Source organism: Phenylobacterium sp. (genome assembly GCF_030651185.1).
Taxonomy (GTDB): domain Bacteria; phylum Pseudomonadota; class Alphaproteobacteria; order Caulobacterales; family Caulobacteraceae; genus Phenylobacterium.
Window position 1 is genome coordinate 225,069 of sequence record NZ_JAUSCJ010000029.1, and the last position, 26,399, is coordinate 251,467.

The window sequence follows — 26,399 nt, forward strand, 5'->3', positions numbered from 1 at the left end:
CGTTAACCAAAACTGGCGCCGGTCTTGCGCCCCTGATTTCAAGCTGATCGGGACCCCAAAGGGACCACATTGAAAATGTTGAACAAATTTCGGTCCTACGCGCGGGCGTTCCCCAGACTACCGGCAGATTTGGCCGGGTCGGGCGTCAGGCTTTGCCGGGCGGAGGGCTAAGAGATGTCCCTGACCGTTTCCCTCAGGACCGCGGCGTCGGGCCTGCAGGCGGCGCAGGCCGGCCTGCGAACCACCTCCGACAACATCGCCAACGTCAACACGCCTGGCTACGTCCGCAAGACCATCGACCAGAAGCCGCTGGTGGTCGGTGGCATGGGGATGGGGGTCGAGGTTTCCGGCGTCAAGCGGATCACCGATCAGTATCTGCAGATGGCCACCCTGTCGGCCAACTCCGACTCCAAGCGCTGGGGTACGCTGTCGGAATATCTCGACAACGCTCAGAGCCTGTTCGGCGACCCGTCCAGCGACAACTTCTTCTTCTCGCGCATGGACAACATCTATTCCGCCTTCTCGGCGGCGTCCGATGACCCGTCATCCAGCCTGCTGCGCAGCCAGGCGATCTCCAATGTCAGTGACTTCCTGAGCGAAGCCACCCGCATCAACACCCACATCAATGACCTCGGGAACACCGTCGACGCCCAGGCCAAGGCCGACATCGACCGCGCCAATGACCTGCTGGAACAGATCAACCGGCTGAACTCCGACGTCAGCCGCGCCAACCTCGCCAATGCTGACGCCTCGGGGTCTGAGAACATCCAGAGCCAGCTGATCGACGAGCTGTCGACCATCATGAACGTGCAGGTCCAGCAGCGGAGCCAGGGCGGCGTCACCATCCGGTCGGCGGAGGGCTATCTGCTGGCCGGCGATAACGCCGCCAAGCTCAGCTACAATCGCACCGACACGACGATGTCCTACATCGCCATCGAACCCGTCGGCGGTATCGGCCAGGCTCAAGCCATCACCATCACCGGCGGCGACCTTCGCGGGCTGATGGATCTGCGCGACGGCACGCTGCCGGGACTGTCGGACCAGCTGGGTGAGTTCGTCAGCCGGGTGACCGAGAAGCTGAACGCGGCGCACAACGCCAACGCCGCCATGCCGCCCCCCACCGCCATGACCGGCCGCGACATCGGCATGGACCTGGACTCCGGGGTCGCGGGTTTCACCGGCAACGCCACCATCGCCATCGTCGATCGGACCACCGGCGTCGTCCAGAGCTCGGTGGTCATCGACTTCGACGCACAGACCATGACGCCCGGCGGCGCCTTCAGCGGCGACTTCCTCTCCGACCTGAACAATGCGCTGGGGGGCGCGGCCACCGCCACCTTCACCGACGGCCAGCTCAGCCTGACCGCCGGGGCGGGGACCGGCATCGCCATCGACGAGGGAACCTCGACGAAGGCCGGGCGGGCCTTCTCCCACTTCCTCGGCCTCAACGACATCGTCCGCTCCAATGGCGTGACCAACTACGAGACCGGTCTGAAGCTCAGCGACGACCACGGCTTCACCCCGGGCGACGTGATCAACTTCAGCCTTGCCCAGGCCGACGGTCGCCCGCTGCGTGACATCGCCATCACCATGCCGCCGGCCGGCAGCATGCAGGACCTGCTGGACACCCTGAACGCCAGTTCGACGGGGGTGGGGCTCTATGGGACCTTCTCCCTCGACGCCAACGGCAAGCTGACCTTCGCGGGCAATGGCGGGGGGGACGTCCATCTCTCCATCGCCAAGGACGACACCAAGCGCGGGACCGACGGCGCCTCACTCAGCCAGCTCTTCGGTCTGGGCGTCTCCGAACGCTCCACGCGGGCGGCTCGCTTCGCCGTGGATCAGAGCCTGGTCTCAAACCCGATGAAGCTGGCCCTGGGGAAGCTCGACCTCAGCACGGCGCCCCCGGCCGCGTCCCTGAGGCCCGGCGACGGCCGCGGCGCCCTGGCCCTGGCGGGGTCGGGCGACATCGCCACGGCGTTCAGCGCCGCCGGCGAACTCGGCGCCGTGGTCATGACCGTCTCGCGCTATGCCGCGGAGTTCGGCGGCTCCATCGGTCGCCGCGCCCAGGCCGCCGACACCCGCAAACAGTCCGCCGACTCCGTGGCCACCGAGGCCAACGCCCGGCGGCAGTCGGTGGAAGGCGTGAACCTCGACGAGGAGCTCGTGCGCCTCACCACCTATCAACAGGCGTTCAACGCTTCGGCCCGCATGGTGCAGGCCGCCAAGGAGCTGTTTGACGTCCTTAGCAATATGATCTGAGCGAAGGCCAACCGCGATGAACCGCGTTTCCTCCAACGGCAACTACAGCGCCGTCCTCGCCAACATCCAGGCCGCGCAGCAGCGGCAGATGGAGGCCGGCGCCCGCGTGGCGACCCAGAAGCAGGGCACCGACCTCAAGGGCTATGCGCGCAACGCCGAGATGCTGACCGCGATGAAGTCCATCGACGCGCGGATCGGCGGCTATCTGGAGCAGAGCAAGCTGATCACAGACAAGCTCACCACCCAGGACTTCGCCCTCAGCCAGCTGACCTCCTCGGCCCAGGGGACGCGCGAAACCATCGCCCAGGCCCTGGCCAGCGGCCGGGCCGACACCCTCATGCAGGATCTGCAGGGCTTCTTCCGCAACTCCGTGGACGGGTTGAACGCCCGATATGGCGGCAAGTACGTCTTCGCCGGAGGCCAGATCGACACCCTGCCGGTCTCGGCCACCGCGCTCGCCGACCTGACAAATCCGGCCTATGTGATCTCGGACTTCTTCCACAACGACGAGTTCCTGACCCAGGCCAAGGTGGATGACTCCACCACTGTGACCACCGGGCTGCTGGCCGATGACCTCGGCACCGACCTGTTGACCGCCTTCAAGGACATCCAGGCCTTCGAAGAGACGGTGGACGGGCCGTTCCAGGGCAATCTCACCGACAATCAGCGCACCTTCCTGGAGGGGGTGATGGCCACCTGGGACGGAGTCCACAAGGACCTTATCAACCACACGGCGCGGAACGGCATGGTCCAGACCCGCGTGGACTCCGTCAAGGTCGACCTGGCGTCCCGCCAGATCAGCCTGGCCGGCATGATGGGCGGCATCACCGACGCCGATCCGGCCGAAGCCGCCACGGCCTTGCAGCAGGCCGGGGTGGCGGTGCAGGCCGCGGCCCAGGTCTTCCTGTCGCTACAGAATTCGTCGCTGCTGAATGTGCTGAGATAGGCGTGGGCTAAAGCGAAAACTCGGCGCCGATCCGGCCCACCAGGCGCTCGCCCATCCAGACCTCGACGGCGAACTGGTCGGCGCGGATCTCGCTGGCTTCCTTCAGGGCGGAGATGTCGTCGGGAAACTGCGCCTCGCGGGTGGCCGCGATGTGTTCCTCGGGGTTCAGAACGTAAAGCCGGTACTGGTTCATCGGGCGCCCTCCCAAATGGGTGAGGCGGGGCAAGAACATTGCTCTCAATGTCTCCTGGTCTCCGCGGGCGGGTGGTTACTTCACAACGCCAAGCCAAGCTTACACCACTCGCCTGTCACGCGAGATCACTGTTTCGCGACTATTTGAGCCACTCGCCGAAGTCTGCGGTGCGGCCGTGATCTCGCAAATCCCCGCGCGACCCGCTACATAGGCCCCATGAACGCGCCTGCTCTCTTCGCCGATCATGCCGTCGAGGCCGCCCGCGCCGCCGTGGGGCTGCCGGTGGGCGCCCGCGTGGTGGCGGCCATGTCCGGGGGCGTCGACTCCACGGTGACCGCCGCCCTGTTGGCCCGCGCCGGCTATGACGTGATCGGCGTGACCCTGCAGCTCTACGACCATGGCGCCGCGATCCAGAAGAAGGGCGCCTGCTGCGCCGGCCAGGACATCCACGACGCCCGCTCGGCGGCGGACGCCATCGGCATCCCGCACTACGTCCTCGACTATGAGAGCCGCTTCAAGGAACAGGTGATCGAGGAGTTCGCCGACGCCTATCTGCGCGGCGAGACGCCGGTGCCCTGCATCCGCTGCAATCAGACCGTCAAGTTCCGCGACCTGCTGGACGTGGCCCGCGACCTGGGCGCGCAGGCCATGGCGACGGGCCACTATGTCCGCCGCGAACTGGGACCGGCCGGCCCGCAACTGCGCCGCGCCGCCGATCCGGCGCGCGACCAGAGCTACTTCCTGTTCGCCACCACGGCGCAGCAGCTGGACTATCTGCGGTTCCCCCTGGGCGACCTGCCCAAGAGCGAGGTGCGCCGCGCCGCGGCCGAATTGGGCCTGGCCATCGCCGAGAAGCCCGACAGCCAGGACATCTGCTTCGTGCCGGAGGGCCGCTACACCACGGTAATCGACCGGCTGCGCCCGCAGGGCGCCGAGCCGGGGGACATCGTCCACCTCGACGGCCGGGTGCTGGGCCGCCACGCGGGCGTCACCCGCTACACCGTCGGCCAGCGCCGGGGGCTGAACGTGGCGGTCGGCGATCCGCTGTTCGTCGTGAAGATCGACGCCGACAGCCGCCAGGTGATCGTCGGGCCGCGCGAGGCTCTGTTGGTCACCGGCTGTTCGCTGAAGGAAATCAACTGGCTGGGCGATCAGGCTCGAGTCGAGGACGCCTGCGCCCTGGCCTTGCCGGTGCTCGCCCGGGTGCGCTCCACCGCCGAACCCCTGCCGGCGCGGCTGGACCTGACCGCCGGGGCGGTGAGCGTGATGTTCGATGACCCCGAGCACGGGGTTTCGCCTGGCCAGGCCTGCGTGCTCTACGATCCGGCGACCCCGGACCGTGTTCTGGGCGGCGGCTTCATCGAGAAGGCCTTCGGGGTCGTCTAGCCGGCCTCTCCCCATGAAGGGGAGGGAGAGCTATATGCGTCCCATGACCCAGACCTCCGATCCCGTCGTCATCGCCGCCTATGCCCGCACCCCGATGGGCGGCTTCCAGGGGGACCTGTCGCCCGTGAAGGCCACGGCCCTGGGCGCGGCCGCCGTCCGCGCGGCGGTGGAGCGGGCAGGGCTCGACCCCGCCGCCGTCGAGCAGATCATCATGGGCTGTGTCCTGCCCGCGGGCCTGGGCCAGGCGCCCGCGCGACAGGCGGCCCTTGGCGCAGGCCTGCCGCTCTCGGTGGAGGCCAGCACCGTCAACAAGATGTGCGGCTCGGGCATGCAGGCCGCTATCATGGCGCACGACGCCCTGGCGGCCGGCTCGGCGCAGATCGTCATCGCCGGCGGCATGGAGAGCATGTCCAACGCCCCCTACCTGATGGCCAAGCACCGGGGCGGCGCCCGCATCGGCCACGACGTGATCAGCGACAGCATGTACCTGGACGGACTGGAGGACGCCTATGAGCCGGGCCGGCTGATGGGCGCCTTCGCCGAGGAGAGCGCCAAGACCTACCAGTTCACCCGCCAGGCCATGGACGACTACGCGATTCAGAGCCTGGCTCGGGCCAAGCGCGCCACCGAGACCGGCGCCTTCGCCCGCGAGATCGTCCCGGTGGAGGTGGTCAGCCGCAAGGGCGCGGTGCTGATCGAGGCCGACGAGCAGCCGATGAAGGCCGACCCCGCCAAGATTCCCACCCTGAAGCCCGCCTTCGCCAAGGACGGCGCCATCACCGCGGCCAACGCCAGCTCCATCAGCGACGGCGCCGCGGCCCTGGTGATGACCCGGGAGTCGGTGGCGCGACGCCTGGGCCTGAAGATCATCGCCCGGGTGGCGGGCCACGCTGCTCATGCCCATGAGCCTGGCCTGTTCACGATGGCGCCGGTTCCCGCCATGCAGAAGGTGCTGAAGAAGGCCGGCTGGTCGGTGGCCGATGTCGATCTGTGGGAGGTCAACGAGGCCTTCGCCGTGGTCGCCATGATCGCCGAGCAGGAGCTGGGCCTCGACCGCGCCAGGCTGAACGTCAACGGCGGCGCCTGCGCCCTGGGTCACCCCATCGGGGCCAGCGGCGCGCGCATCCTGGCGACCCTGCTCTCGGCCCTGGAGGCCCGCGGCGGCAAGCGCGGCGTCGCCAGCCTCTGCATCGGTGGCGGCGAGGCCACGGCGATGGCGGTGGAGCTGGTTTAGCTCTTCGGCGGAACCGGGAGCTCCAGGATGTTGATCTTGATCCCCCCGGGCAGGGACATGTCGCCAGGCTTGTAGCCCGCGGGGCAGGCGCCCTGCCAGGCGGCCTCGACGGTGACCTTGTGCAGGCCGTTCATCTGCGGCGCGGCGGCGCCCACCGTCGAGCTCTCGGCCTCGATCAGGTACTTGGAATTGAAGTCCCCGGTGGCCGTGCCGCTGGTGGTGGTCTTGCCGCCCGAGCCCATGTCGCAGACCGAACTGAACTGATAGCCGCCGGCCACGCGGGCGGAGAACACGTTCTTCTCGCACATGTCGCGGGTCGCCTGGGAGCCCCAGAAGCTGATCTTCGCGTCGGTGTCGGCGTCCAGGCAGATGCGGCTGACCTGCACGAAATCGCCGGTGGAGACCCGCTGTTCCCAAAGGCCGGGCTTGCGGGCGGGCGGGGTCTGGGACGGGGTGAAGGCCGGCGCGGGCGCCTGGGCGTCGGTCTTCTCGGCCGGCTTGTCGCAGGCGCTCACGCCCAGGAGGGCCACGGCGGCCAGCATCACACCCAAACGCATCGCTCTCTCCCGCTCACGCATTCGCGAACGCTAATCGGGATCGATCCCGCGCGCGAGAGGGTTATGATCAGGCCATGACAGACCTCCGCGACACCGGCGACCGCTACGAGATGGACGAGCAGGGCCAGACCTCCTGGGCCGACTATCGTCTGAGCGGGGAGCGCCTCTATCTCGACCACGTGGAAAGCCCGCCCGCCCTGCGCGGAACCGGCGCGGCCGGCCGGCTGATGGCCGCGCTCAGCGCCGACGTGCGGGCCAAGGGGCTGAAGATCACCCCGATCTGCGGCTACGCCGCGGCCTGGCTGCGGCGCAGCAAGGAATTCGGCGACCTCGTAGTTTAGGGCCGGTTCCCACCCGGAGTCCGCGTCGGTTTCCCCGTCAGACCACCGGCGCGTGCATTCGGCGACTTGCGGTTTCGAGGAACCTGGAGACGCAACCCGGACCTTGAGGCGAATCGCCGCAAGAGGGTCTCCGCGCCCCGATTGTCGGTCACACGGCCTAGGCTGGGCGCCAGTTACTGCCCAGGTTTCGTCCCATGTCCCAGTTCCCAAGCGCCGCTCTCAGCCCGTCGGATCGTGTCGGACCGCCCTTCGGCATGACCGGCGACGAGCCGGTCTTCCGCCGCGCCCGGGAACTGGCCAACGCCTTGTTCGGTCCGGTCGGGGTCAGCCTGCTGATCGCCCGCGGCGGCGACATATGGCGCAGCCACGACCCCGAGGGCCAAAGCCCCGGCCCCGATCCGCTGGGCGACCGCGTCCGGGCGAGTGGGGACACGGTCTGGGTGGAGGACACCTGCCTCGATCCGGACATGGCCGACCATCCCCTGGTCACCGCTGCGCCACACTATCGCTTCTGCGCCGGCGCGCCGGTGCGGCTGTCGGACGGCGAGGTGATTGGGGTCTTCGCCGTCGTCGGGGTCGAGCCCCGCGCCCGTGACGCGGCCCTGGCGGCCAATCTCAACAACCTGGCCGGCGTCATCGCCGAGGCCTGCGAGCAGGCCCGCGCCCGCCAGCTGTTGGTCGAGGGAAAGGGCGCCCTGCGCCAGAGCCAGGCCCACCTCCAGGCCATGGTGGAGGCGGCTCCTGCGGCGATCATGATGACCGACCGCGACATGCGGCTCATCCAGGTCAGCCGCCGCTTCCTGGAGGAGAGCGGCCTTGAGGCGCCCGATGTCCTCGGCCGCGTGATCAGCGAGTTCGATCAGCCCCTGTTCGAGCGCCTGCGGTTCGCCCATGAGCGCTGCGTGACCGGGGAGACCATGCGCGCGCCGCAGGTGCGGATCGCCCGGCCGCACATGCGGGCGGTCTGGGCGCGGGTCGAGATGACCCCCTGGCGCGACGCGGCGGGCGAGATCGGCGGGGTGGTCTGCGCGGCCCTCGACGTCACCGATCTGGTGAACGCCGTGGAGACCGCCGAACGTTCCGAGCAGCGCCTGCAGGTGGCCGCCCAGATCGCCGAGCTGCATGTCTGGGAACTGGACTATCAGCGCCAGACCCTCGTTCAGGATGAGGATATGGCCGAGATCTTCGGCCGGGTGCTGACCTTCGAAGACCTGGCAGCCGACGCCAGCCTGACCATCCACCCCGAGGACCGGGCCCTGATCGCCGAACCCTGGGCCCAGGCGGTGGAGAAGGGCGAGCCCTACTTCCCCGAATACCGCGTCGCCCGCGAGGACGGGAAGGAAGTCTGGGTCGCCTGCACCGTCACCTTGGTGCGCGACGCCGCCGGCGCGCCCCTGCGGCTGCTGGGCGCCATGCAGAACATCACCGCCCGCAAGCAGGCCGAGGCCGCCCTGGTCCAGGCCAAGGAGGAGGCCGAGGCCGCCAACCGGGCCAAGTCCACCTTCCTGGCCACCATGAGCCACGAGATCCGTACGCCCCTGAACGGGGTGCTGGGCATGGCCCAGGCCATGGCCCGCGACGAGTTGTCGGCGGTTCAGCGCGACCGCCTGGACGTGGTGCGCCAGTCGGGCGAGACCCTGCTGGCCATCCTCAACGACGTGCTGGACCTCTCCAAGATCGAGGCCGGCAAGCTGGAGCTGGAGGTGGCGCCCTTCGACCTGGAGGAGCTGGCGCTGGGGGCGCACGCGGCCTTCACCGCCATCGCCAACAAGAAGGGCCTGTCCTTCAACCTGGTGGTGGAGCCGCAGGCCCGCGGCGCCTATCTCGGCGACTCCACCCGCCTGCGCCAGGTGATCTACAACCTGGTCTCCAACGCGCTGAAGTTCACCACCTCGGGCGAGGTGAGGGTGCGGCTGGCCCGCGACGGCGAGGACCTCTGTATCGAGGTGTGCGACACCGGGGTGGGCATGAGCCCCGAGCAGCTCGACCGGCTGTTCCGCAAGTTCGAGCAGGCCGACGCCTCCACCACCCGGCGCTACGGCGGGACCGGCCTGGGTCTGGCCATCTGCCGGGAGCTCTGCGAGCTGATGGGCGGGGTGATCAGAGCGGTCAGCGTCGAGGGAGAGGGGAGCACCTTCATCGCCCGCCTGCCCATGGCGCCGGCGTCGGTGGGACCGGTCCAGGTCCAGGCGGCGGCCGAGGCCCAGCCCCAGGAGGCGCTGCCGCCGCTGCGCGTGCTGGCGGCGGAGGACAATCTGATCAACCAGCTGGTGCTGCAGACCCTGCTGCACCAGGCGGGCATCGAGCCGGTCATGGTCTGCGACGGCGCCCAGGCCCTGGAGGCCTGGCGCACGGGCCAGTGGGACGTGATCCTGATGGATGTGCAGATGCCGGTGATGGACGGCCCGACGGCGGCCCGCACGATCCGCGAGGAGGAGGCTCGGTCGGGGCGGGCGCGGACGCCGATCGTGGCGCTGACCGCCAACGCCATGGCCCATCAGGTGGCGGAATATTACGGCGCGGGGATGGACGACTTCGTGCCCAAGCCCCTGGAGGCGGCGCTGTTGTTCGCCGCCCTGGAACGGACCCTGGAGGCCGTTTAGCGGCCCTGGGAGGACTGGCTGAGGCCCTGGCCGAAGGCCACGGGCTGGGAGGCCGCCACCATGGTGCCGGCCATGGCCACGACGGTCATGACGGCGGCGGCGAAGGCCCCGATCAGGACGCGGTTGATGGTGTCAGTCATCGACGGAAAACCCCTGGTCAGGCCGCCGGGGAGGGCGGCCATGTTGAACAACCGGGGACCTAACGCCGCGCTTTGAAAATGGATGCGTGGCCAGGCTAAGGTCTTGAAAGCCCGACCTTAAGTCCGCGCCACGATGGCCATCAGGGCCTGGACCTTGGTGTCGGTCTCACTGGCGAAGCGGCGTGCCAGTTCGCGGACGCCGGTGGGATAGACGTCGCCGCCGGCCCCGATCTCCTCGGCCAGGCGTTCGACCTCGATCAGCGCCAGGCGCAGGGCGTCGACATGGCTCCTGGCCAGGCTCTTGGCCTCGGCCTGCAGCCGCCGGATCTGTTCGGCCAGGGTTTCGCTGGCCGGGGCCGGCTTCTCCGCGGGCGTCGGCGCCAGGGCCTGCAGGGCCACGACCTTCATCTCGGGGGCCGCCTGTTCGACGAGGCGGGGACGGGTACGCGCAACACGACTGACCATGGCTGTCGCTCCAAACCGGGACGGTTGCAGCGCTGCGGTGCAGAAGCCGGGCCAGAGCTAGTTTCTGGCGTTGATCGCCTCGATGGTGGCCACCTTGCTCTCGCACTCCTCGGCCAGGCGCCGCGCGCCCGACCGGCGCCGTGGTTCCGGACCTGTGCGCCCAAGCCGGGCAGATGAGTCATTCGGGTGACAGGCGCGCACGCCTTGCCTCGCCCTACGTCACCGGCTCATCCTGGCCCCAATCAACACTATCGGGAGGACCCCATGGGCCCGTTCAAGCTTCTCATCGACGGCCAGCTGGTGGACGGCGACGCCACCCTGTCGGTGATCAATCCGGCCACCGAGCAGGAGCTGGCGGTCTGCGCCCGGGCGTCGGCGGCCCAGCTGGACCAGGCGGTGGCCGCCGCCAAGCGCGCCTTCCCGGCCTGGCGCGACACCCCCATCGATGAACGGCGCAAGGTGCTCATCGCCATGGCCGACGCCATCCAGGGCGACCTGCAGAACCTCGCCCGCCTGCTGACCCAGGAACAGGGCAAGCCCCTGGCCGACGCCATGGGCGAGGTGTTCGGGGCCGCGGCCTTCTTCCGCTACTTCGCCAGCCTGGACCTGCCCGAGAAGGTGATCGAGGACAGCGACACCCGCCGGGTCGTCTCCCGCCGCCGCCCCCTGGGGGTGGTGGGCGCCATCGTGCCGTGGAACTTCCCGCTGATCCTGATGGCCTTCAAGGTCCCCGCCGCCCTGCTGGCCGGCAACACCGTGATCCTCAAGCCCGCGGCCACCACGCCGCTGTCGACCCTGCGCATCGCCGAGCTGGTGAAGGATCTTCTGCCGCCCGGCGTGCTCAACGTCATCGCCGACGCCAACGACCTGGGCGGCGCCATCACCGCCCACCCGGACATCCGCAAGGTCTCCTTCACCGGCTCCACCGAGACCGGCAAGAAGGTGATGGCCGGCGCCGCCGAGGCGCTCAAGCGCGTCACCCTGGAGCTGGGGGGCAATGACGCGGCCATCGTGCTGGCCGACAACGACCCCAAGGCCACGGCGGGCAAGATCTTCGCCGGCGCCTTCCAGAACTCCGGCCAGGTCTGCATCGCCATCAAGCGCGCCTATGTGCACGAAAGCATCTACGACGCCCTGTGCGACGAGCTGGCGATCCTGGCCGACGCCGCCGTGATGGGCGACGGCCTGGAGCAGGGCACCACCCTGGGCCCGCTGCAGAACAAGACGCAGTTCGAGAAGGTGCTGGGGATCATCGCCGAGGCCAAGACCCAGGGGACCGTCATCGCCGGCGGCGTGCCCCACGTGGGCAAGGGCTACTTCATCCGCCCCACCATCGTGCGCGACATCAGCGACGGCACCCGCCTGGTGGACGAGGAACAGTTCGGCCCGGTCCTGCCGGTGATCAAGATCCGCGACGGCGAGGACGCCCTGGCCCGCGCCAACGCCTCGGACTACGGCCTGGGGGGCTCGATCTGGAGCCAGGACCTGGACAAGGCCATGGACCTGGCCGGCCGCATGGACACCGGCACCGTCTGGATCAACAAACACGCCGAACTCGCCCCCAACCTCCCCTTCGGCGGCGCCAAGCTCTCGGGCGTGGGCACGGAGCTGGGGGAAGAGGGCCTGGCCGAGTTCACCCAGCTGCACGTGATCAACATGGCGAAGGGGTGACGCTCCCCCATCCTTCTCCCCTTGCGGGAGAAGGTGGCCCTGCGGAGCAGGGGCGGATGAGGGGTCGATAGACCTATCGGGTTCGGGCGGCTGGAAGATGCGCGGATGGGGGAGTGCGACCCCTCATCCGACCGGTCTCCGACCGGCCACCTTCTCCCGCAAGGGGAGAAGGACGCCCCACCCTTGCCCCCGCCGCCGCAACCTATACGGTTGAGCTCCAGCCTGGGAGAACAACCATGCGTGTCCAAATCCTCGCGGCCATCGCCATCCTGGCCCTCGCCGCCCCGGCCCACGCCCAGCCGCAGTCGGGCCAGACGGTCGAGGCCATCCCCTACACCACCTGCGACGGCTCCCCCTGGACCGCCAGCTGGCGCGGCGACAACTTCCACCACCAGCCCGAGACCGGCGCGGGCCACCCCGACGATCACATGGACTACCGCACCTGGGACGGGACCTGCTGGTCGGCCAAGTGGGTGGGCGGCCAGTTCTACCACACGCCCAAGTCCGGCGGCGCCGGCCACCCCGACACCATCCTCAACTTCACCGACTGGGACGGCGTCGCCTGGACAACGACGCGGGACGGGAACGGCTGGAGGGTCACGCGGCGGTAGCTGAAAAATGAGGTGAGCGCCTATGACGGCCAAGACCATTAGCGGCGAGGCGTTCGACGCCAAGTTCGACGCCGGCGACGACATCGGCGACCACATCGACGGGTCGACCGCCCGCCGGCCGGGCCTGGAATAGCGGCGCGTCAATGTCGACTTCACCGACCAGATGGTGCGGCGCCTGGACATCGAGGCCCCGAGGGGCGGCGTGACCCGTCAGTCCCTGATCAAGATCTGGATCGCCGACCGGCTCGACGGCGTCGCCTGAGGGACTGCGGCGCCCTTCTCCCCTTGCGGGAGAAGGTGGCCCTGCGGAGCAGGGTCGGATGAGGGGTCGATAGACCTCTCGGGTTAGGGCGTGGCAGGAATTGTGGAGAGGGGCGTGCGACCCCTCATCCGACCGGTCGCTGACCGGCCACCTTCTCCCGCAAGGGGAGAAGGAACGGTGGTTGCCCCGCCGCGCGCCCCGCGCCACCATCCCGGCTCCGCTTCAAGGACCCCGCCCCATGCGCCCGATCCTGCTCGCCGCCTTCCTGGCGCTGGCCGCCATTCCCGCCGCCGCCCAGACGGTCTCCACCAAGCTGCCGCCCGCCGTCACCTCCGAGCCCGCCCCGGACGCCAGGTTTAAGGCCGGGATGAAGGTGATCCACGTCCCCGTGGGCGGGGTGGCGATCAATGGCGTGGTCTATACGGCCCAAGGGCCTGGGCCGCACCCGACCCTGGTCATCCTCCACGGCCTGCCCGGTAACGAGAAGAACCTGGACCTGGCCCAGGCCGTGCGCCGCGCCGGCTGGAACGCGGTGACCTTCAACTATCGCGGTTCGTGGGGCAGCCCGGGGCCTTTCAGCTTCGCCGGGATCGTGCCTGACACGCGGGCAGTCCTGGCTTACCTGCGCGACCCCGCCAACGCCGCGAGGCTGGGCGTCGACCCCAGGCGTATCGCCATCGCCGGCCACAGCATGGGGGGCTGGGCCGTCGCCGAGACCACCGCCGTGGAGCCGGACCTGCTGGGCGCCGTGATGATCTCGGCCGCCGACATGGGGAAGCTGGGCAAGGTCGCCGCCGCCGACCTCGCCAAGGACATGGACGGCAACCGCGAGGGCCTGACGGGCGCCACCGGTGAAGGCATGGCCGCCGAACTGATCGCCAAGGGCGACGGCTGGCGCCTCGACCCCCTGGCCCCGGCGCTCAAGTCCACCCGCCTCCTGGTCCTCTCCAGCGACGACGGCCTCGCCCCCGACACTGACCGCCTGATCGCCGCGATCAAAGGGGTTGGCGGGACCAAGGTGCAGGCCTTCCACGCGGCGACGGACCACGGCTGGTCGGACAAGCGCCTCACGCTTCAGGCGCTGGTGATCAACTGGTTGGCTGGGTTGTAGGGGCCCCTACGGTCGGCGCCTTGGGATCGGCGCGAGACGCGGCTGACTTCCGCCCAACTGTGCGAGCCTCCGAGCGCTTTCCCGTTCGACCAGCGCCTTCATCGCTTTGCGGACCAGGGCAGATGTCTCCCGCACGCCCGTGAGATCGCGGGCCTGCTCCATCAGATCGTCGTCGAGGGTGAGGGTGACGCGCATACCCGAAATCTCGCACCGGTCTGTGGCGGTTTCTAACTCTTGATGGGCGGCTAGATAATGCCCGCATAGAGGTCATCCCAATGCGGGTTCTCCCGTTCGATCAAGTTGATCTTCCAGTCGCGCGGCCATCGCTTGAGCGACTTCTCCCGTTGGATGGCGTTGGTCATGATCTCGAAGGGCTCGTACCAGACGAGCCGTTTCAGGCCGTAGGTCTTGGTGAAGCCCGGATAGGTTGGGTGCTCAGCAACAGCAGAGAGAGGGGTCCTAGGCACAAGGCCTAGGATGACGGAAGAAAGGTGAAAGCGCTGTCGCCCCTACCGCTTCCCCTTCCGGAACCGCTCCTGCGCCTCGGCCCGCGCCTCCGCCCGCACCTTCTTCACCGCCGTCCGGTCCACCTCTTCGCCCGGCGCGGTGAGCACGTCGTTGGCGAATTCGAGGTCCATCAGTTTCAGGCGCTTGATCTCGTCGCGCAGGCGGGCGGCGGTCTCGAATTCGAGGTCGGCGGCGGCCTGGCGCATGCGGCTTTCGAGGTCGCGCAGGGTGGTCTTGAAGTTGTCGCCCATGAAGGGCTTGGAGTCCTCGGCCACGCCCACCGGCACGGTGACCCGGTCCTTCTCGTAGGGGGAGGCCAGGATGTCCTTGATGGAGGACTTGATGCTCTCCGGCGTGATGCCGTGCTCGAGGTTGTAGGCCGCCTGCTTCTCCCGGCGGCGTGAGGTCTCGGCCATGGCGCGTTCCATGGAGCCGGTGATCCGGTCGGCATAGAGGATGCACTTGCCGTCCACGTTGCGCGCCGCCCGGCCGATGGTCTGGATCAGGCTGGTCTCGGAGCGCAGGAAGCCCTCCTTGTCGGCGTCGAGGATGGCGACGAGCCCGCACTCGGGGATGTCCAGGCCCTCGCGCAGCAGGTTGATGCCGATCAGGGCGTCGAAGGCGCCCAGGCGCAGGTCGCGGATGATCTCGATCCGCTCCATGGTGTCGATGTCGGAGTGCATGTAGCGGACCCGCAGGCCCTGCTCGTGCATGTACTCGCTGAGGTCCTCGGCCATCTTCTTGGTGAGCACGGTGATCAGGGAGCGGTAGCCCTTGGCCGTGGTCTCGCGCACCTCGGCGATGACGTCGTCCACCTGGCTGTGGTTGTCCTTGGAGACCGGGCGGATCTCCACCGGCGGGTCGATCAGGCCGGTGGGGCGGATCACCTGCTCGGCGAAGACGCCGCCGGACTGCTCCATCTCCCAGGCCGCCGGGGTGGCCGAGACGCAGATGGTGTCGGGCCGCATGGCGTTCCACTCCTCGAACTTGAGGGGGCGGTTGTCCAGGCAGGAGGGCAGGCGGAAGCCGTATTCGGCCAGGGTGAACTTGCGGCGGTAGTCGCCCCGATACATGCCGCCGATCTGCGGCACCGCCTGGTGGCTTTCGTCGACGAACAGCAGGGCGTTGTCGGGGATGTATTCGAAGAAGGTGGGCGGCGGCTCGCCAGGCCTACGGCCCGACAGGTAGCGGCTGTAGTTCTCGATCCCGGCGCAGGAGCCGGTGGCGCCGATCATCTCCAGGTCGAAGGTGGTGCGCTGCTCCAGGCGCTGGGCCTCCAGCAGCTTGCCGTTGGCGATCATCCAGTCGAGGCGCTCCTTCAGCTCGGCCTTGATGGAGATCATCGCCTGGTGGAGCGTCGGGCGCGGGGTGACGTGGTGGCTGTTGGCGTAGAGCTTGATGCTCGGCAGGTCGGCGGTCTTGCGGCCGGTCAGCGGGTCGAACTCGACGATGGCCTCGATCTCGTCGCCGAACAGGCTGACGCGCCAGGCGCGGTCCTCGTAGTGGGCGGGGAAGATCTCGATCGTGTCGCCGCGTCGGCGGAAGGCGCCGCGCTCGAAGCTGGCGTCATTGCGCTTGAACTGCAGGGCCACCAGGTCGGCGATCAGCTGCTTCTCGTCCACCCGCTGCCCGACCTCCAGCTGGATGGTCATGGTGGAATAGGTCTCCACCGAGCCGATGCCGTAGATGCAGGAGACCGAGGCCACCACGATGACGTCGTCGCGCTCCAGGATCGCCCGGGTGGCCGAGTGGCGCATCCGGTCGATCTGCTCGTTAATCGAGGAGTCCTTCTCGATATAGGTGTCGGTCCGCGGCACGTAGGCCTCGGGCTGGTAGTAGTCGTAATAGGAGACGAAGAACTCCACCGCGTTGTCGGGGAAGAAGCTCTTCATCTCGGAATAGAGCTGGGCGGCCAGGGTCTTGTTGGGCGCCAGGATCAGGGCCGGGCGCTGGGTCTGCTCAATGACCTTGGCCATGGTGAAGGTCTTGCCCGAGCCGGTGACGCCGAGCAGCACCTGGTCGCGCTCCTTGCCCTCCAGGCCGGCCACCAGATCGGCGATGGCGGTGGGCTGGTCGCCGGCCGGCTCGTACTCGGAGACCAGCTTGAACCGCCGCCCGCCCTCGGACTTCTGCGGCCGGTCGGGACGGTGCGGGACCCACAGCATGGGGGCGCTGGACTCGTCATAATCGAACACCGCCGACATGTCGGCGACACCGGTCGGCTCGGCGGTCTTCGGGGTGCGGGGCATGAGAGCGAATTTAGGGATCATGACCCCGGAAGGCTAGGGCGCCCTGGTGACAGGATGTGGCAGCAGGCTGACCGGCCGCATTTCCGCCCCTGCGCAGCGGGGGAGGGGGACCGCACCGCAGGCGTGGTGGAGGGGGCGAGCCGCAAGCTCAGAGCCCGGTCTTGCCCCCTCCACCGGCTACGCCGGTCCCCCTCCCCCGTGAACGGGGGAGGAAAGGGAAACCCGCGCCTTGCCCACAATGCGGCCGATCACGTCGGCCACCAGGTCCGGCTCCGTCTGGGCGATGGCGTGGCCGGACTGGGTGGCGACCACCATCTCGCTGTCGGTGGAGAGTCCCGCGAGCCGCGCCTGGCCGGCGCTCCAGCCGTCCTCCATCCAGGCCTGAGGCCCCACGAAGGGCCGGCCGTGGGCGATCACCGCAAGGGGGCGGTCGCCGAGGCCGCCGAAGCCGCCGGCCACGCGCTGCTCCGGCGGGGCCAGTTCATAGGCGTCGACCTCCTGGGGCAGGGCGGCCATATGGGCCGGACGGCTGAACAGGGCGGCGAAACGGCGGCGGTCCTCGAGCGACATGCCGGGCGGCAGACCCGCTTGCACAGGCTGATGGACGATCAGCCAGCGCGTCAAGCCGAGGCGCGCGGCCAGGGCATAGGCCTTCGCCCGTCCGCGCTCGGCCTGGAACTTCGCCAGCTTGCCGAAGAAAAACTGCTCTTCGGCGGCGTCCACCAGCACCAGGCCCGCCACCTCGTTGGGATAGAGCCGGGTGAAGGTCCGCGCCACCAGGCCGCCGAAGGACTCGCCGGCCAGCACATAGGGGCCGGGCTCGCCCGCCGCCGCCAGCAGGGCGTGAAGTTCGCGGGCGCGGTCCTCGAAGGTCCGGCCGTCCGGTGCGGGATCGCTCCAGCCTAGCCCGGCGCGGTCGTAGCTGCAGACCCGCGTCACCCGAGCGACCCGCTCCTGGACCGGGAAGGCGAGCAGGGCCGGATTGCCGCCGCCCGCCTCCAGCACCACCGTCGGCCCGCCCTGGCCGAGGCAGCGGAGGTGCATCTTCCGACCGTCGACGGCGATCATCCGCCCCGGCGGCGGGTAGAGGGCCGCATCGCGCCGCTGCGCCAGGCTCTCCATCGCCAGGGCCACGACGGTCAGCGCCACCGCCAGCAGCAGCACGACCCCGACGCCCTTGATGATCCAGCCCATCGCCCGCTCTCCCGAAATATACCATGAGTATATTATACCCGTGGTATATCGCAAGCCATGGCCGGCGATACCACTGCAAGCGGCGCCCAAAAGCGTCAAAGGACCCGCGAGCGCCTGATCGCCGCGGCCCTGGAAATCGTTGCCGAGAAAGGCTTCGTCGCCGCCACCCTGGACGAGATCGCCGCCCGGGCCGGCATGACCAAGGGGGCCATTTATGGCAACTTCGCGGGCAAATCCGACCTGATGTTCGCCGTGGCGCGGAGCCAGTCACTCAGCGTCGAGCCGGCCCTCCGCACGGGCGCGACCCTGGCCGAACAACTTCGGGCGACCGCCGACGCCCTGGTGGCCGTGCTGCCCCGGGCCGGCGGGCTGCAGCGCCTGAACGCCGAGTTCCAGATCTACGCCCTGACCGACCCGGACCTGCGGGCGCGCTCGGCGGCGCTCTACCTGGCCGCCTTCGACCAGATCGAGGCCCGGACCCAGGCCGCCTATGGCGAGGTCCTCGCCATCCCCGCCCGCGACCTGGTGTTGGCGGTCCAGGCCCTGACCCTCGGTTTCATCCACCAGCACCAGATCACCCCGGAGGCGGTGACCGAACAGACGATTCTGACCGCCTTCGAAGCCCTGGCCCGCGGCTCGGTCCGCTAGCGCTTCGTCTTGCCCGCCGCCGCGATCGCCCTGTCGAGGTCGGCCAGGGTGACGCCGTCGACCTTCACGCCGTTGACGAAGAAGAACGGGGTGGAGTTCACGCCGCGCGCCTCGCCGGCCTTGACCCGGGCCTCCAGGGCCTCGCCGTTGGCCGGGTCGGTGACGCAGGCGTTGACCTGGGCCTCGGTCAGGCCCGCGGTCCTGGCGACGTCGAGCAGCACCGGACGCAGGTCGCGGGTCTCGAAGATCTCGGCCTGGCGGCGGAACAGGCTGTCCACCACCGCGAAGTACTTGTCGGGCCCGGCGCAGCGGGCGGTGATGAAGCCGATGGCCGCCACATTGACCGGCTCGGTGAGGAACTCGTGCAGGACGTAGCGGACATTGCCGGTGTCGATGTACTTGGCCTTGAAGGCCGGGAAGACCTCATTGTTGAACTGGGCGCAGTGGGTGCAGCTGAGCGAGGCGTACTCGTCCACCACGATGCGGGCCTTGGGGTTCCCGAGCGCCAGGTCGCCGGTGGCGTAGGCCGGGGCGGCGTGGGCGGCGCCGGCGAGGAACAGGAAGGCGAGGCTGAGCAGGGCGTGACGCACGGGCGAGCTTTCTCATGGGGGACGACCCAGGACACCGCCAACCCCTCGCCTGTCAACTGAGGGCGTTGGCGCCGGCGGCGGCGAGCCGTCATACTGCGGGCAGGGCGGGACTCATTTCCCGCCGCGTTCATTTCAGTCGCCTAGAGTCTTGGGGATTTCATGTCGGTTTCGACCGCGGCCGAACAGGCCGCACCGCCGCGCTGGCCCGACGGCTTCTTCACGGTCAGGGACGGGACCCGCCTGCACTATGTGGAGGCCGGCCAAGGCGTCCCGGTGATCCTGATCCATGGGGCGCGGGGCAGCGCCATCGGCAACTGGTTCTCCAACGGCATCGCGCCCCGGCTGGCGCAGACCAATCACGTCTACGCCCTGGACATGCGGGCCCACGGCCTGTCGGGGGGCCTAAGGCACAGCCACTTCAACATGGCCGACGACGTGCTGGAGTTCATGGACCAGATGGGGATCGCGAAGGCCCACATCGCCGGCTACTCCATGGGCGGCGGGGTGACCCTGCAGCTACTGGCTCGCGCGCCGGAGCGGTTCATCACCGCGTGCTTCCAGGGCTCGGGCATCAGCGAGGTCGGCGAGTGGAAGGACAAGGTCCCGCCCGACGTCACCGGCGAGGCCCCCGACGAGGCCGCCGCCAACGCCCGGGCCAAGGCGCGCCGCCAGGCCAAGGGCGAGGAGGTGGGCAACGATCTCGGCGACCGCATCCGCGCCAAGGTCGAGGCCGTGGCCGGGGCCGGGGCGGTGCGAAAGATGGAGGACATGGCCGGCCGCATGATGGCGACCCTCCACAAGATTGACCTGTCGAAGGTCGACTTCCCGGTCATGGCCATCAATGGCGAATACGACCGCCCCAACGCCCGCACCCACCGGATGGCCCGCGAGCTGGCGGACTTCACCAACCTGGTCCTGCCCGGCAAGGGGCACCTCAGCGCCATGATGGCCGGCTTCATCCCGGAGGATTATGTCGAGGGCTACGCCGCCTTCGTGGCCCGCAACAATCCAACGGGGCCGGATCGTAAAGCAATGTAACCTGGAGACGAATCCAGGGGCCGTGGAGGGCGGCCAGGGCTAAGCTTCCCGGCAGTCGAATTGGGTGGGGACCTAAGGCATGAATATCGCCGTCCTGGACGACGACCAGGCCCACAACGACCTGCTCGCGGCCATGCTGCGTCAGGCCGGACATCGCTGCAGCGTCTATGAGCGCCCGCCGGCCCTGCTGGCCGACCTGCGGCGCCAGACCTTCGACCTGCTGATCATGGACTGGAACATGCCGGAGATGACCGGCCTCGACGTCCTGGCGCGCCTGCCGGAACTGATGACCACCCCGCCGCCGGTGCTGCTGGTCACCAGCCGTTCGGTGGAGAGCGACGTGGTGGAGGGGCTGAACGCCGGGGCCGACGACTATCTGGTCAAGCCCTTCGAGCCCTCGATCCTGCTGGCCCGGGTGGCCGCCCTGCTGCGCCGCGCCTATCCGGCCGCCCCGCCCACCAGCGGCGAGACCCACGAGGGCTGGACCTTCGATCCGGCGTCCGAGACCGCCAGCCGCGAGGGCAAGACCGAGCAGCTGACCTCCAAGGAGTTCCAGCTGGCCCTGACCCTGTTCCGCAACATGTCCCGGGCGCTGAGCCGCGACTATCTGCTGGAGCGGGTCTGGGGCCACCGCGCCGACCTGGAGACCCGCACCCTGGACGCCCACATCTCGCGCCTGCGGGGCAAGCTGTCCCTGCGGCCGGCCGGCGGCTTCCGGCTTGTGACGGTCTACGGCTTCGGCTACCGCCTGGAGCGCTGCCAACCGGTCCTGGAGGACGCGTCGTGAAGCTGCTGGCCCTGCTGCTCGCCCTCGCGGTCCCCACCGCCGCCCTGGCCCAGCAGGCGCCGCCGCCCAGCCCGCCCGACGCCCGCTACGTGGTGAAGAAGGGCGACACCCTCTACACCCTCGGAACCCGCTACTTCGCCCGGCCCGGCGACTATCGGACCGTCCAGCGGCTGAACAGGATTCCCGACGCCCGGCGCCTGCGGCCCGGCTCGACGGTGGTCGTGCCCTATCGGGTGATGCGGACCAACCCGATCACCGCCGAGCTGGTGGCCTTCTCCGGCGTTGTGCGCATCGAGCGCGACGGCCAGGCGGTCGCGCCCCGCGTCGGCCTGCCCATCGTCGAGGGCATGCGCCTGACGACGCTGGCGGGCGGTTTCGTCACCCTCGAGCTCTCCGACGAGAGCCGCATCACCCTGCCGTCCAACTCCAGCGGCCGCGTGCGGCAGCTGCGCGAGGTCCCGATGACCGGCGGCCTGCTGCGGGTCTTCGACCTGGACAATGGCCGCAGCTCCACCTCGGCGACCCCCAACGCCAATCCCAATTCCCGCTTCCTGATCCGCACGCCGCTGTCAGTCTCGGCCGTGCGCGGCACCGAGTTCCGGGTGGCGGCGCTCAGCGACGGCCAGGCGACGACCGAGGTGCTGAAGGGCCTGGTGGGCGTGGCCGGCGGCCAGGACGAGGTGGCGGTGGCCGAGACCTTCGGGGTCAGCGTCACGCCGGCCGCCGTGGGCGCCCCCCTCAAGCTGCCGCCGACCCCGAAACTGGTGCGCGGCGGCCGGGCTCAGGAAGACCCGGTGGTGACCTTCGAGGTGGAGCCTGTGGCCGATGCGGCGGCCTACCGCCTGCAACTGGCCCATGACGCGGGCTTCATCGACATCTTCAACGAGACCCGCACCGACAAGACGGTGGCAGCCTTCGAGAACATCCCCGACGGCGCCTATTTCGTCCGCGCCACCGCCATCGACGCGGTGGGCCTGGAGGGCCTGGCCTCGACCTACGGCTTCGACCGCGACCTCAATGTCCTTGAGCCGGGCCAGGCGGCGGCGGAACGCTCGGGCAAGCTGCACAAGTATCTGTTCAAGTGGACCGCCACCGGCCAGGGCGCGCGCACCTTCCGGTTCCAGCTGTTCGCCGACGCCCAGGCGCGCACCGCGCTGGTGGATCAGCCGGGGCTGGAGGCGCCGCAGGTGGTGCTCACCGACCTGCCCCCGGGGACCTACTACTGGCGGGTGACGGCGACCCGGTTGGCCAAGGGCAAGATCACCGAGAAGGTCGGCGGGCTGCAAGAACTCACCGTCGGACAATAGGCCATGCCGGCTGCGGGGCGATCGCCGGCCGGTCGACGACTGCTCCTGGAGTGGCTGCTGGTGGTCGTGCTGGCCACCGCCGCGGCGGCCGGCGCCAGCTGGAGCGGCCTGCTGGCCCGGGCCGACGGCGCGGTCTACGACGCCTTCACCACCCTCAGCGGCCGGCCCGCCGACCCCGGGATCATCATTGTCGCCATCGACGACCGCAGCCTGGCCGAACTCGGCCGCTGGCCCTGGCCCCGCGCGCGCCATACCGCCCTGTTGAACAGGCTGGCCCCCATCGCCCCCCAGGCGGTGATCTACGACGTGCTCTTCACCGAGCCCGACGTCGCCGACCCGGACCTGGCCCGGGCGATGACGGCCGCGGGGAAGGTCTTCCTGCCGGTGCTGGTGGAGCCGGGGATGAACGGCGCCGACCTGAACCAGGTCCCCCCCGCCGGTCCCCTGGCCCGCGCCGCCGCCGGTCTCGGCCAGGTGATCATCCGCCCGGACCCGGACGGCGTGACGCGCCGCCGCGAACGCTGTCCCGCCCCCGTCGCGCGGCCCCTGGCGGAGGTCGTGCTGGGTCTGGCGACGCCCCTGCCACAGGCCTCCTGCGCCGCCGAACTGATCCCCTTCGCCGGGCCCCCCGGCGCCTATCGCACGGTGAGCTTCGGCAGCGTGCTGCGGGGCGAGGTCCCGGCCGAGTTCTTCACCGGCAAGCGGGTGCTGGTGGGCGCCACGGCGCTTGGCATGACCGACCACTTCCAGACCCCCATGGGCGGGGGCGGCGGGATGTCGGGGGTGGAGCTGCAGGCCAATATTCTCGACGCCCTGGATGGTGGCGTCACCCGCGGTGAGGCCGGAGGGCTGCCGCGGCTTGCGATCGCCGTGCTGCCGCTGTGGATTCTGATGGCGGGCTTCCTGACCCTCAGGCCGGCCCAGAACCTGGCCCTCGCCATCGGCCTGGGCGCCGCGACCCTGGCCGTCAGCATCATGCTGTTTGGCCTCGCGCACCTGTGGCTGTCGCCGGTGACGACCCTGGCCATCCTGCTGCTGGTCTTCCCGCTCTGGGGCTGGCGGCGGCTGGCCATGGCCAGCGACTATCTGAAAGCCGAATTCGAGCGGCTGGGCGGGCGGCTGGAGTCGCCCGTGGCCAATGGGCCGGTGGCCGACGTGGTGGCCGGGCAGGCGCGGGCGCTCAGCGGGGCCATCTCGCGGATGGACGCCCTGCGCCGCTTCGCTGATGACATCCTGGCCAGCCTGCCCGACGCCACCCTGGTCACCGACGCCGAGGGCGTGGTCATCCAGGCCAATGCGGCGGGAGACGCCCTACTGGGGCCCGGCCTGGTGGGCGAGACCCTGGTGAATCTCCTCCGTCGCCTGGAGCCTGTCGGTCTGGAGGACGGTCCTCCGACCGGGACCCATCCCCTGGCGCTCCGCGACGGCCGCACCCTGCTGATGATGACCGCGCCGCGGCGCGCGGAGGGGGGCGGGCAGGTCGGCGAGGTGATCAGCCTGGCCGACGCCACCGAGTTGATGGCGACGGCCCGCCAGCGCGAACAGGCCCTGCAACTGCTGACCCACGACATGCGCTCCCCCCAGACCTCGATCCTGGCCCTGCTGCAGCAGTCGCCGGGGCTGGAGCCGACGGTGGTGGGCCGCATCGCCGCCAACGCCCGGCGCACCCTGGCGCTGGCCGACGGCTTTGTGCAGTTCGCCCGCGCCGAGGCCTCGATCCTGGCCCGTGACCCGGTGGACCTCTGCGATGTCATCTCCGAGATGGCCGACGAACTCTGGCCTCAGGCGCAACAGAAGAAGGTCGAGTTTCTCCAGGAGGGTTGCGAGGAGCCCTGCCTCGTGCTCGGCGACCACTCCCTGCTGGCCCGGGCCTTCGCCAATCTGTTTCAGAACGCGGTGAAGTACAGCCCGGTGGGCGCGCAGATTGTCGTCGCCCTGGTCCGCCAGGAGGGCCGGGTTCGGGTCAGCGTCACCGACCAGGGGCCGGGCCTGACCGCCGAGGAGCTGGAAAGCGTCTTCGAACCCTTCAAGCGGTTCGCGCGGCCGCAGGCGGGCGGCGATCCCGGCGCGGGCCTGGGCCTGGCCTTCGTCCGGTCGGTGGTGATTCGTCACGGCGGGCAGGTGGGCTGCGAGCGCGCGCCGGGGGGCGGGGCGAGGTTCGTGGTTGAGCTGCGGGAGGGCGTTTAGTCCGCCAGCGCGGCGGCCACCAGCCGATCCACAGCCTTGGCCGGATCGCCATGGGCCGGTTCGGTGGCGGTGGCGCTGAAGGCGGCCCTGCCGGTCTTGGTCTCGATGGCGGTGATGCTGACCGCATAGGCGGCGCGGCGCAGGCCGAAGCGTCGGCGGGTCTCCGACAGCCAGCTTCCGGCGCCGTCGCGCATGACGCCCACGCCCTTCGGAAGCTCGCTGAAGGCCACCTGCATCAGATAGTCGGCGGCGGCCGGTTCGACGGTGCGGCCGCCCAATCTCGCCACCACCAGGGCGGCTGCCTGGTCGGGTCGCGCCCGGTCCAGGGGCGTCGCCTGGGTGGCGGCCAGGGCCACGGCCTTGCCGTTGGCGAAAGCCGGATCGCCGCTGCGCACCACCTGGGGCGGGGTGGCGCATCCGGCCAGGAGGGCGGCCGCGGCGAGGGGCAGGACAAGCTTGACTGACATGACGCCAACTCTCCGGCGCGCCCGCGCCCGCGTCAATCGCTCACGAGGGGCAGGATCACGGCGCGCAGAATGAAGATCCAGGCCGCCAGGTTCACCAACAGGGCCAGGCCGAACACCAATCGTCGCGACCTCGGCCCCAGGGAGTCAGGCATGGATCACCGTCAGGCCGATGACGACGCCCAGGCAGAGCGCCCCGCCCGCCACGGCGGACGTCAACTTCACCACGAAGGCGGCGGCGGTCACCGGCACAGGGCCGTCAGGAAGGAGGGGCCTTGATCCAGGAAGCTATGGGCGTCCGGCGTGAGCGACCAGCGGTGGGAGCCTTCGCCGAAGGGCAGGAAGACCAGGGCCGGCTGGTTGGCGTTGGCGGCGCCTTCGCAGTGGGTGTCGAAGGCCTCGAAGATCTCGCGCTTCAGCCCGTCGGAGATCTGCTCGCTGGTGCGACGCATGGCGATCCGCTCGGCCACCAGGTTGCGGTGAGCTGAACCGCCATAGATCAGCAGGATTTCGACGATCTCCCCCACCAGCGGATTGATGTTCCAGGTCTTGGCGAATTTCACGCGGCGCGCGAGGGCGACTTCATCCGTGTCCGTCATCTGCGTTCGACCGTGCGTTGAGGTTGATCCTTAACGATGTCTTAGCAGAGCGTGGGCGTGGAAAACCCTGTGCGCGCCCCGATTTTACAAAGCTTTACAGTTGGCCCGAAATGGGGACGCGGCGTCTGAATGTCGGCGGCTGGGGGTGAGGAATGCGACCTTAGCGGGCGTGCAGGGCGAGCCGCTCCAGCGCGTCGCACTTGGCCACGGTGACCTCCGGCCAGGGGCCGGGGTCGGCGCCGATGACCCGCAGGGCCTCGTCGCGGGTGATCCGCTCGCGGCCGGCCAGCAGATCGACGGCCCGGTCGGCGAAGGCGCGGCCAGAGGCCATGGCGGTGATGTAGCTGAACCGGGCCGCCGGCTCCACGCGCCAGGCGGCGGTGGCGCGGCCGCTTCCGTGGGACACCTGGGTGGCGTCGCGGCCCCAGGTGTTGGCGAAGGCTGGGGTGGCGCCGAGATAGCGCTTCAGCGCGCAGGCCTGCTGCACCCGCCATGCGGGCGCGGCGTGAGCTCCGGTGGCGCAGATCGCCATCAGGAGCGCAAGGGACAGGCTGCGCTTCATCGTCAGAGAGGATGCCCGCCTAGCACCGTGATCGCAATAACCGCGACCAAGGTCATGACGGCGAAAAACACATGTCCCACGTCCGGGCTCCTGAGAATCGCACTCTTGATACGACTCTAGTCAGGGCGAGGACGCGCGCATGACGCAGTTGGACTATGGCCCCGCGAGGCGCGGGGCCAACGCCAATCCTACTTGTCGACAGCCTTGCTGACGATCGTACCAGCCGCGGCGCCGGCGGCGGCGCCCACGGGGCCGCCGATGACGGCGCCGGTGATCGCGCCGGTTGAGGCGCGCTGTTCGACATTGTGGCCACAGGCCGCCAAGGCCAGGGCAAAGCCGGTAAGGGCAAGAACGCTAAGGGTTTTCCGCATGACATAGCTCCGCTTCAGGATGTCTCGGCGGGAAGAACGGTGGCGAAAGGTGAAGGTTCCCGAGGGGCTGAACCAGCGGCCATCCACAGGTCTGTTTTTGCTGCACTGCAATAT

At 69.5% G+C, this 26,399-nt stretch carries 26 protein-coding genes; 14 read left to right on the forward strand and 12 right to left on the reverse strand.

Going from position 1 to position 26,399, the window contains the following annotated elements:
• The first annotated feature begins 174 nt into the window (after positions 1-174).
• Together flgK and Q7J39_RS14325 are read left to right on the forward strand one after the other, a co-directional pair.
• Positions 175-2,262, forward strand: coding sequence for a flagellar hook-associated protein FlgK (gene flgK, locus Q7J39_RS14320; RefSeq protein ID WP_304826292.1), 2,088 nt, complete (start codon positions 175-177; stop codon positions 2,260-2,262).
• Positions 2,263-2,278: 16 nt separating this feature from the next.
• The gene (locus Q7J39_RS14325; RefSeq protein WP_304826294.1) at positions 2,279-3,208 is read left to right on the forward strand and encodes a flagellin; all 930 of its coding nucleotides are present in this window, start codon (positions 2,279-2,281) and stop codon (positions 3,206-3,208) included.
• A 7-nt stretch (positions 3,209-3,215) separates the two neighbouring features.
• On the opposite strand, the gene Q7J39_RS14330 is transcribed toward Q7J39_RS14325, so the two are convergent.
• Positions 3,216-3,401: a hypothetical protein gene (locus Q7J39_RS14330; protein ID WP_304826297.1), complete on the reverse strand. Its 186-nt coding sequence runs from the start codon at positions 3,399-3,401 to the stop codon at positions 3,216-3,218.
• Between the two features lie 216 nt (positions 3,402-3,617).
• Between Q7J39_RS14330 and mnmA the strand changes: the two genes are divergently transcribed.
• Positions 3,618-4,787: a tRNA 2-thiouridine(34) synthase MnmA gene (mnmA, locus tag Q7J39_RS14335; protein WP_304826300.1), complete on the forward strand. Its 1,170-nt coding sequence runs from the start codon at positions 3,618-3,620 to the stop codon at positions 4,785-4,787.
• Between the two features lie 43 nt (positions 4,788-4,830).
• Positions 4,831-6,021: an acetyl-CoA C-acyltransferase gene (locus tag Q7J39_RS14340; protein WP_304826617.1), complete on the forward strand. Its 1,191-nt coding sequence runs from the start codon at positions 4,831-4,833 to the stop codon at positions 6,019-6,021.
• Here Q7J39_RS14340 and Q7J39_RS14345 read toward each other — a convergent pair.
• Positions 6,018-6,578 carry a DUF3617 family protein gene (locus Q7J39_RS14345; protein WP_304826303.1) on the reverse strand — a complete coding sequence of 187 codons (561 nt, stop codon included), beginning with the start codon at positions 6,576-6,578 and terminating at the stop codon, positions 6,018-6,020. The genes Q7J39_RS14340 and Q7J39_RS14345 overlap by 4 nt on opposite strands.
• 74 nt (positions 6,579-6,652) lie before the next feature.
• Here Q7J39_RS14345 and Q7J39_RS14350 point away from each other — a divergent pair, with 74 nt between their 5' ends.
• Positions 6,653-6,919, forward strand: a complete 267-nt coding sequence (locus Q7J39_RS14350) for a GNAT family N-acetyltransferase (RefSeq protein ID WP_304826306.1) — start codon at positions 6,653-6,655, stop codon at positions 6,917-6,919.
• Positions 6,920-7,113: 194 nt separating this feature from the next.
• The gene (locus tag Q7J39_RS14355; protein ID WP_304826310.1) at positions 7,114-9,522 is read left to right on the forward strand and encodes an ATP-binding protein; all 2,409 of its coding nucleotides are present in this window, start codon (positions 7,114-7,116) and stop codon (positions 9,520-9,522) included.
• Here the strand turns inward: Q7J39_RS14355 and Q7J39_RS14360 are convergent.
• Positions 9,519-9,662: a hypothetical protein gene (locus Q7J39_RS14360; protein WP_304826313.1), complete on the reverse strand. Its 144-nt coding sequence runs from the start codon at positions 9,660-9,662 to the stop codon at positions 9,519-9,521. The two genes, Q7J39_RS14355 and Q7J39_RS14360, sit on opposite strands and share 4 nt — an antisense overlap.
• A gap of 117 nt (positions 9,663-9,779) precedes the next feature.
• The gene (locus Q7J39_RS14365; protein WP_304826316.1) at positions 9,780-10,127 is read right to left on the reverse strand and encodes a hypothetical protein; all 348 of its coding nucleotides are present in this window, start codon (positions 10,125-10,127) and stop codon (positions 9,780-9,782) included.
• A 264-nt stretch (positions 10,128-10,391) separates the two neighbouring features.
• Between Q7J39_RS14365 and Q7J39_RS14370 the strand changes: the two genes are divergently transcribed.
• The 3 genes from Q7J39_RS14370 to Q7J39_RS14380 all read left to right on the forward strand — a co-directional run bounded on the left by Q7J39_RS14370 (position 10,392) and on the right by Q7J39_RS14380 (position 13,782).
• A complete protein-coding gene (locus tag Q7J39_RS14370; protein ID WP_304826319.1) occupies positions 10,392-11,798 on the forward strand; it encodes an aldehyde dehydrogenase family protein in 1,407 nt (468 codons plus the stop codon).
• A gap of 236 nt (positions 11,799-12,034) precedes the next feature.
• Positions 12,035-12,409, forward strand: a complete 375-nt coding sequence (locus Q7J39_RS14375; RefSeq protein ID WP_304826322.1) for a hypothetical protein — start codon at positions 12,035-12,037, stop codon at positions 12,407-12,409.
• A 500-nt stretch (positions 12,410-12,909) separates the two neighbouring features.
• Entirely contained in the window at positions 12,910-13,782 is an 873-nt protein-coding gene (locus Q7J39_RS14380; RefSeq protein WP_304826325.1) for a S9 family peptidase, read from the forward strand.
• Between the two features lie 6 nt (positions 13,783-13,788).
• Here Q7J39_RS14380 and Q7J39_RS14385 read toward each other — a convergent pair whose 3' ends face one another.
• From Q7J39_RS14385 to Q7J39_RS14400, 3 genes are all read right to left on the reverse strand, one after another.
• Complete coding sequence (locus Q7J39_RS14385; protein ID WP_304826328.1) at positions 13,789-13,977, reverse strand: type II toxin-antitoxin system VapB family antitoxin; 189 nt, start codon at positions 13,975-13,977, stop codon at positions 13,789-13,791.
• A 314-nt stretch (positions 13,978-14,291) separates the two neighbouring features.
• Positions 14,292-16,538 (reverse strand): excinuclease ABC subunit UvrB, encoded by a 2,247-nt coding sequence (gene uvrB, locus Q7J39_RS14395; protein WP_304826332.1) that lies wholly within the window; start codon positions 16,536-16,538, stop codon positions 14,292-14,294.
• Between the two features lie 177 nt (positions 16,539-16,715).
• Complete coding sequence (locus Q7J39_RS14400; protein ID WP_304826335.1) at positions 16,716-17,732, reverse strand: alpha/beta hydrolase; 1,017 nt, start codon at positions 17,730-17,732, stop codon at positions 16,716-16,718.
• Between the two features lie 57 nt (positions 17,733-17,789).
• On the opposite strand from Q7J39_RS14400, the gene Q7J39_RS14405 reads away from it, so the two are divergent.
• Positions 17,790-18,380 carry a TetR/AcrR family transcriptional regulator gene (locus tag Q7J39_RS14405; protein ID WP_304826338.1) on the forward strand — a complete coding sequence of 197 codons (591 nt, stop codon included), beginning with the start codon at positions 17,790-17,792 and terminating at the stop codon, positions 18,378-18,380.
• Here Q7J39_RS14405 and Q7J39_RS14410 read toward each other — a convergent pair.
• Positions 18,377-18,970 (reverse strand): DsbA family protein, encoded by a 594-nt coding sequence (locus Q7J39_RS14410; protein WP_304826341.1) that lies wholly within the window; start codon positions 18,968-18,970, stop codon positions 18,377-18,379. The two genes, Q7J39_RS14405 and Q7J39_RS14410, sit on opposite strands and share 4 nt — an antisense overlap.
• Positions 18,971-19,129: 159 nt before the next feature.
• Here Q7J39_RS14410 and Q7J39_RS14415 point away from each other — a divergent pair, with 159 nt between their 5' ends.
• The 4 genes from Q7J39_RS14415 (at position 19,130) to Q7J39_RS14430 (ending at position 24,289) form a co-directional block, all read left to right on the forward strand.
• Positions 19,130-20,008 (forward strand): alpha/beta fold hydrolase, encoded by an 879-nt coding sequence (locus tag Q7J39_RS14415; protein WP_304826344.1) that lies wholly within the window; start codon positions 19,130-19,132, stop codon positions 20,006-20,008.
• A gap of 79 nt (positions 20,009-20,087) precedes the next feature.
• The gene (locus Q7J39_RS14420) at positions 20,088-20,795 is read left to right on the forward strand and encodes a response regulator transcription factor (protein WP_304826347.1); all 708 of its coding nucleotides are present in this window, start codon (positions 20,088-20,090) and stop codon (positions 20,793-20,795) included.
• On the forward strand, positions 20,792-22,102 hold the full coding sequence (locus tag Q7J39_RS14425; protein WP_304826350.1) for a FecR domain-containing protein: 1,311 nt from the start codon (positions 20,792-20,794) through the stop codon (positions 22,100-22,102). Before Q7J39_RS14420 ends, Q7J39_RS14425 begins: the two co-directional genes overlap by 4 nt.
• 3 nt (positions 22,103-22,105) lie before the next feature.
• Positions 22,106-24,289, forward strand: a complete 2,184-nt coding sequence (locus tag Q7J39_RS14430; RefSeq protein ID WP_304826353.1) for a CHASE2 domain-containing protein — start codon at positions 22,106-22,108, stop codon at positions 24,287-24,289.
• Here Q7J39_RS14430 and Q7J39_RS14435 read toward each other — a convergent pair.
• From Q7J39_RS14435 to Q7J39_RS14450, 4 genes are all read right to left on the reverse strand, one after another.
• Positions 24,286-24,756, reverse strand: a complete 471-nt coding sequence (locus tag Q7J39_RS14435) for a hypothetical protein (RefSeq protein WP_304826355.1) — start codon at positions 24,754-24,756, stop codon at positions 24,286-24,288. The genes Q7J39_RS14430 and Q7J39_RS14435 overlap by 4 nt on opposite strands.
• Before the next feature lie 239 nt (positions 24,757-24,995).
• Positions 24,996-25,352 carry a hypothetical protein gene (locus Q7J39_RS14440; protein ID WP_304826358.1) on the reverse strand — a complete coding sequence of 119 codons (357 nt, stop codon included), beginning with the start codon at positions 25,350-25,352 and terminating at the stop codon, positions 24,996-24,998.
• A 160-nt stretch (positions 25,353-25,512) separates the two neighbouring features.
• Complete coding sequence (locus Q7J39_RS14445) at positions 25,513-25,914, reverse strand: hypothetical protein (RefSeq protein ID WP_304826361.1); 402 nt, start codon at positions 25,912-25,914, stop codon at positions 25,513-25,515.
• 188 nt (positions 25,915-26,102) lie between these two features.
• Positions 26,103-26,285 (reverse strand): hypothetical protein, encoded by a 183-nt coding sequence (locus tag Q7J39_RS14450; protein WP_304826364.1) that lies wholly within the window; start codon positions 26,283-26,285, stop codon positions 26,103-26,105.
• Between the last annotated feature and the right edge of the window lie 114 nt (positions 26,286-26,399).

Coding starts and splice junctions, on each gene's coding strand:
- Q7J39_RS14380 (WP_304826325.1), top strand. CDS start 12,910: ATGCGCCCGATCCTGCTCGCCGCCTTCCTGGCGCTGGCCGCCATTCCC.
- Q7J39_RS14360 (WP_304826313.1), bottom strand. CDS start 9,662: ATGACTGACACCATCAACCGCGTCCTGATCGGGGCCTTCGCCGCCGCC.
- Q7J39_RS14430 (WP_304826353.1), top strand. CDS start 22,106: ATGCCGGCTGCGGGGCGATCGCCGGCCGGTCGACGACTGCTCCTGGAG.
- Q7J39_RS14345 (WP_304826303.1), bottom strand. CDS start 6,578: ATGCGTTTGGGTGTGATGCTGGCCGCCGTGGCCCTCCTGGGCGTGAGC.
- Q7J39_RS14445 (WP_304826361.1), bottom strand. CDS start 25,914: ATGAAGCGCAGCCTGTCCCTTGCGCTCCTGATGGCGATCTGCGCCACC.
- Q7J39_RS14375 (WP_304826322.1), top strand. CDS start 12,035: ATGCGTGTCCAAATCCTCGCGGCCATCGCCATCCTGGCCCTCGCCGCC.
- Q7J39_RS14435 (WP_304826355.1), bottom strand. CDS start 24,756: ATGTCAGTCAAGCTTGTCCTGCCCCTCGCCGCGGCCGCCCTCCTGGCC.
- uvrB (WP_304826332.1), bottom strand. CDS start 16,538: ATGCCCCGCACCCCGAAGACCGCCGAGCCGACCGGTGTCGCCGACATG.
- Q7J39_RS14400 (WP_304826335.1), bottom strand. CDS start 17,732: ATGGGCTGGATCATCAAGGGCGTCGGGGTCGTGCTGCTGCTGGCGGTG.
- Q7J39_RS14370 (WP_304826319.1), top strand. CDS start 10,392: ATGGGCCCGTTCAAGCTTCTCATCGACGGCCAGCTGGTGGACGGCGAC.
- mnmA (WP_304826300.1), top strand. CDS start 3,618: ATGAACGCGCCTGCTCTCTTCGCCGATCATGCCGTCGAGGCCGCCCGC.
- Q7J39_RS14365 (WP_304826316.1), bottom strand. CDS start 10,127: ATGGTCAGTCGTGTTGCGCGTACCCGTCCCCGCCTCGTCGAACAGGCG.
- Q7J39_RS14330 (WP_304826297.1), bottom strand. CDS start 3,401: ATGAACCAGTACCGGCTTTACGTTCTGAACCCCGAGGAACACATCGCG.
- Q7J39_RS14420 (WP_304826347.1), top strand. CDS start 20,088: ATGAATATCGCCGTCCTGGACGACGACCAGGCCCACAACGACCTGCTC.
- Q7J39_RS14385 (WP_304826328.1), bottom strand. CDS start 13,977: ATGCGCGTCACCCTCACCCTCGACGACGATCTGATGGAGCAGGCCCGC.
- Q7J39_RS14415 (WP_304826344.1), top strand. CDS start 19,130: ATGTCGGTTTCGACCGCGGCCGAACAGGCCGCACCGCCGCGCTGGCCC.
- flgK (WP_304826292.1), top strand. CDS start 175: ATGTCCCTGACCGTTTCCCTCAGGACCGCGGCGTCGGGCCTGCAGGCG.
- Q7J39_RS14350 (WP_304826306.1), top strand. CDS start 6,653: ATGACAGACCTCCGCGACACCGGCGACCGCTACGAGATGGACGAGCAG.
- Q7J39_RS14325 (WP_304826294.1), top strand. CDS start 2,279: ATGAACCGCGTTTCCTCCAACGGCAACTACAGCGCCGTCCTCGCCAAC.
- Q7J39_RS14355 (WP_304826310.1), top strand. CDS start 7,114: ATGTCCCAGTTCCCAAGCGCCGCTCTCAGCCCGTCGGATCGTGTCGGA.
- Q7J39_RS14405 (WP_304826338.1), top strand. CDS start 17,790: ATGGCCGGCGATACCACTGCAAGCGGCGCCCAAAAGCGTCAAAGGACC.
- Q7J39_RS14440 (WP_304826358.1), bottom strand. CDS start 25,352: ATGACGGACACGGATGAAGTCGCCCTCGCGCGCCGCGTGAAATTCGCC.
- Q7J39_RS14340 (WP_304826617.1), top strand. CDS start 4,831: ATGACCCAGACCTCCGATCCCGTCGTCATCGCCGCCTATGCCCGCACC.
- Q7J39_RS14450 (WP_304826364.1), bottom strand. CDS start 26,285: ATGCGGAAAACCCTTAGCGTTCTTGCCCTTACCGGCTTTGCCCTGGCC.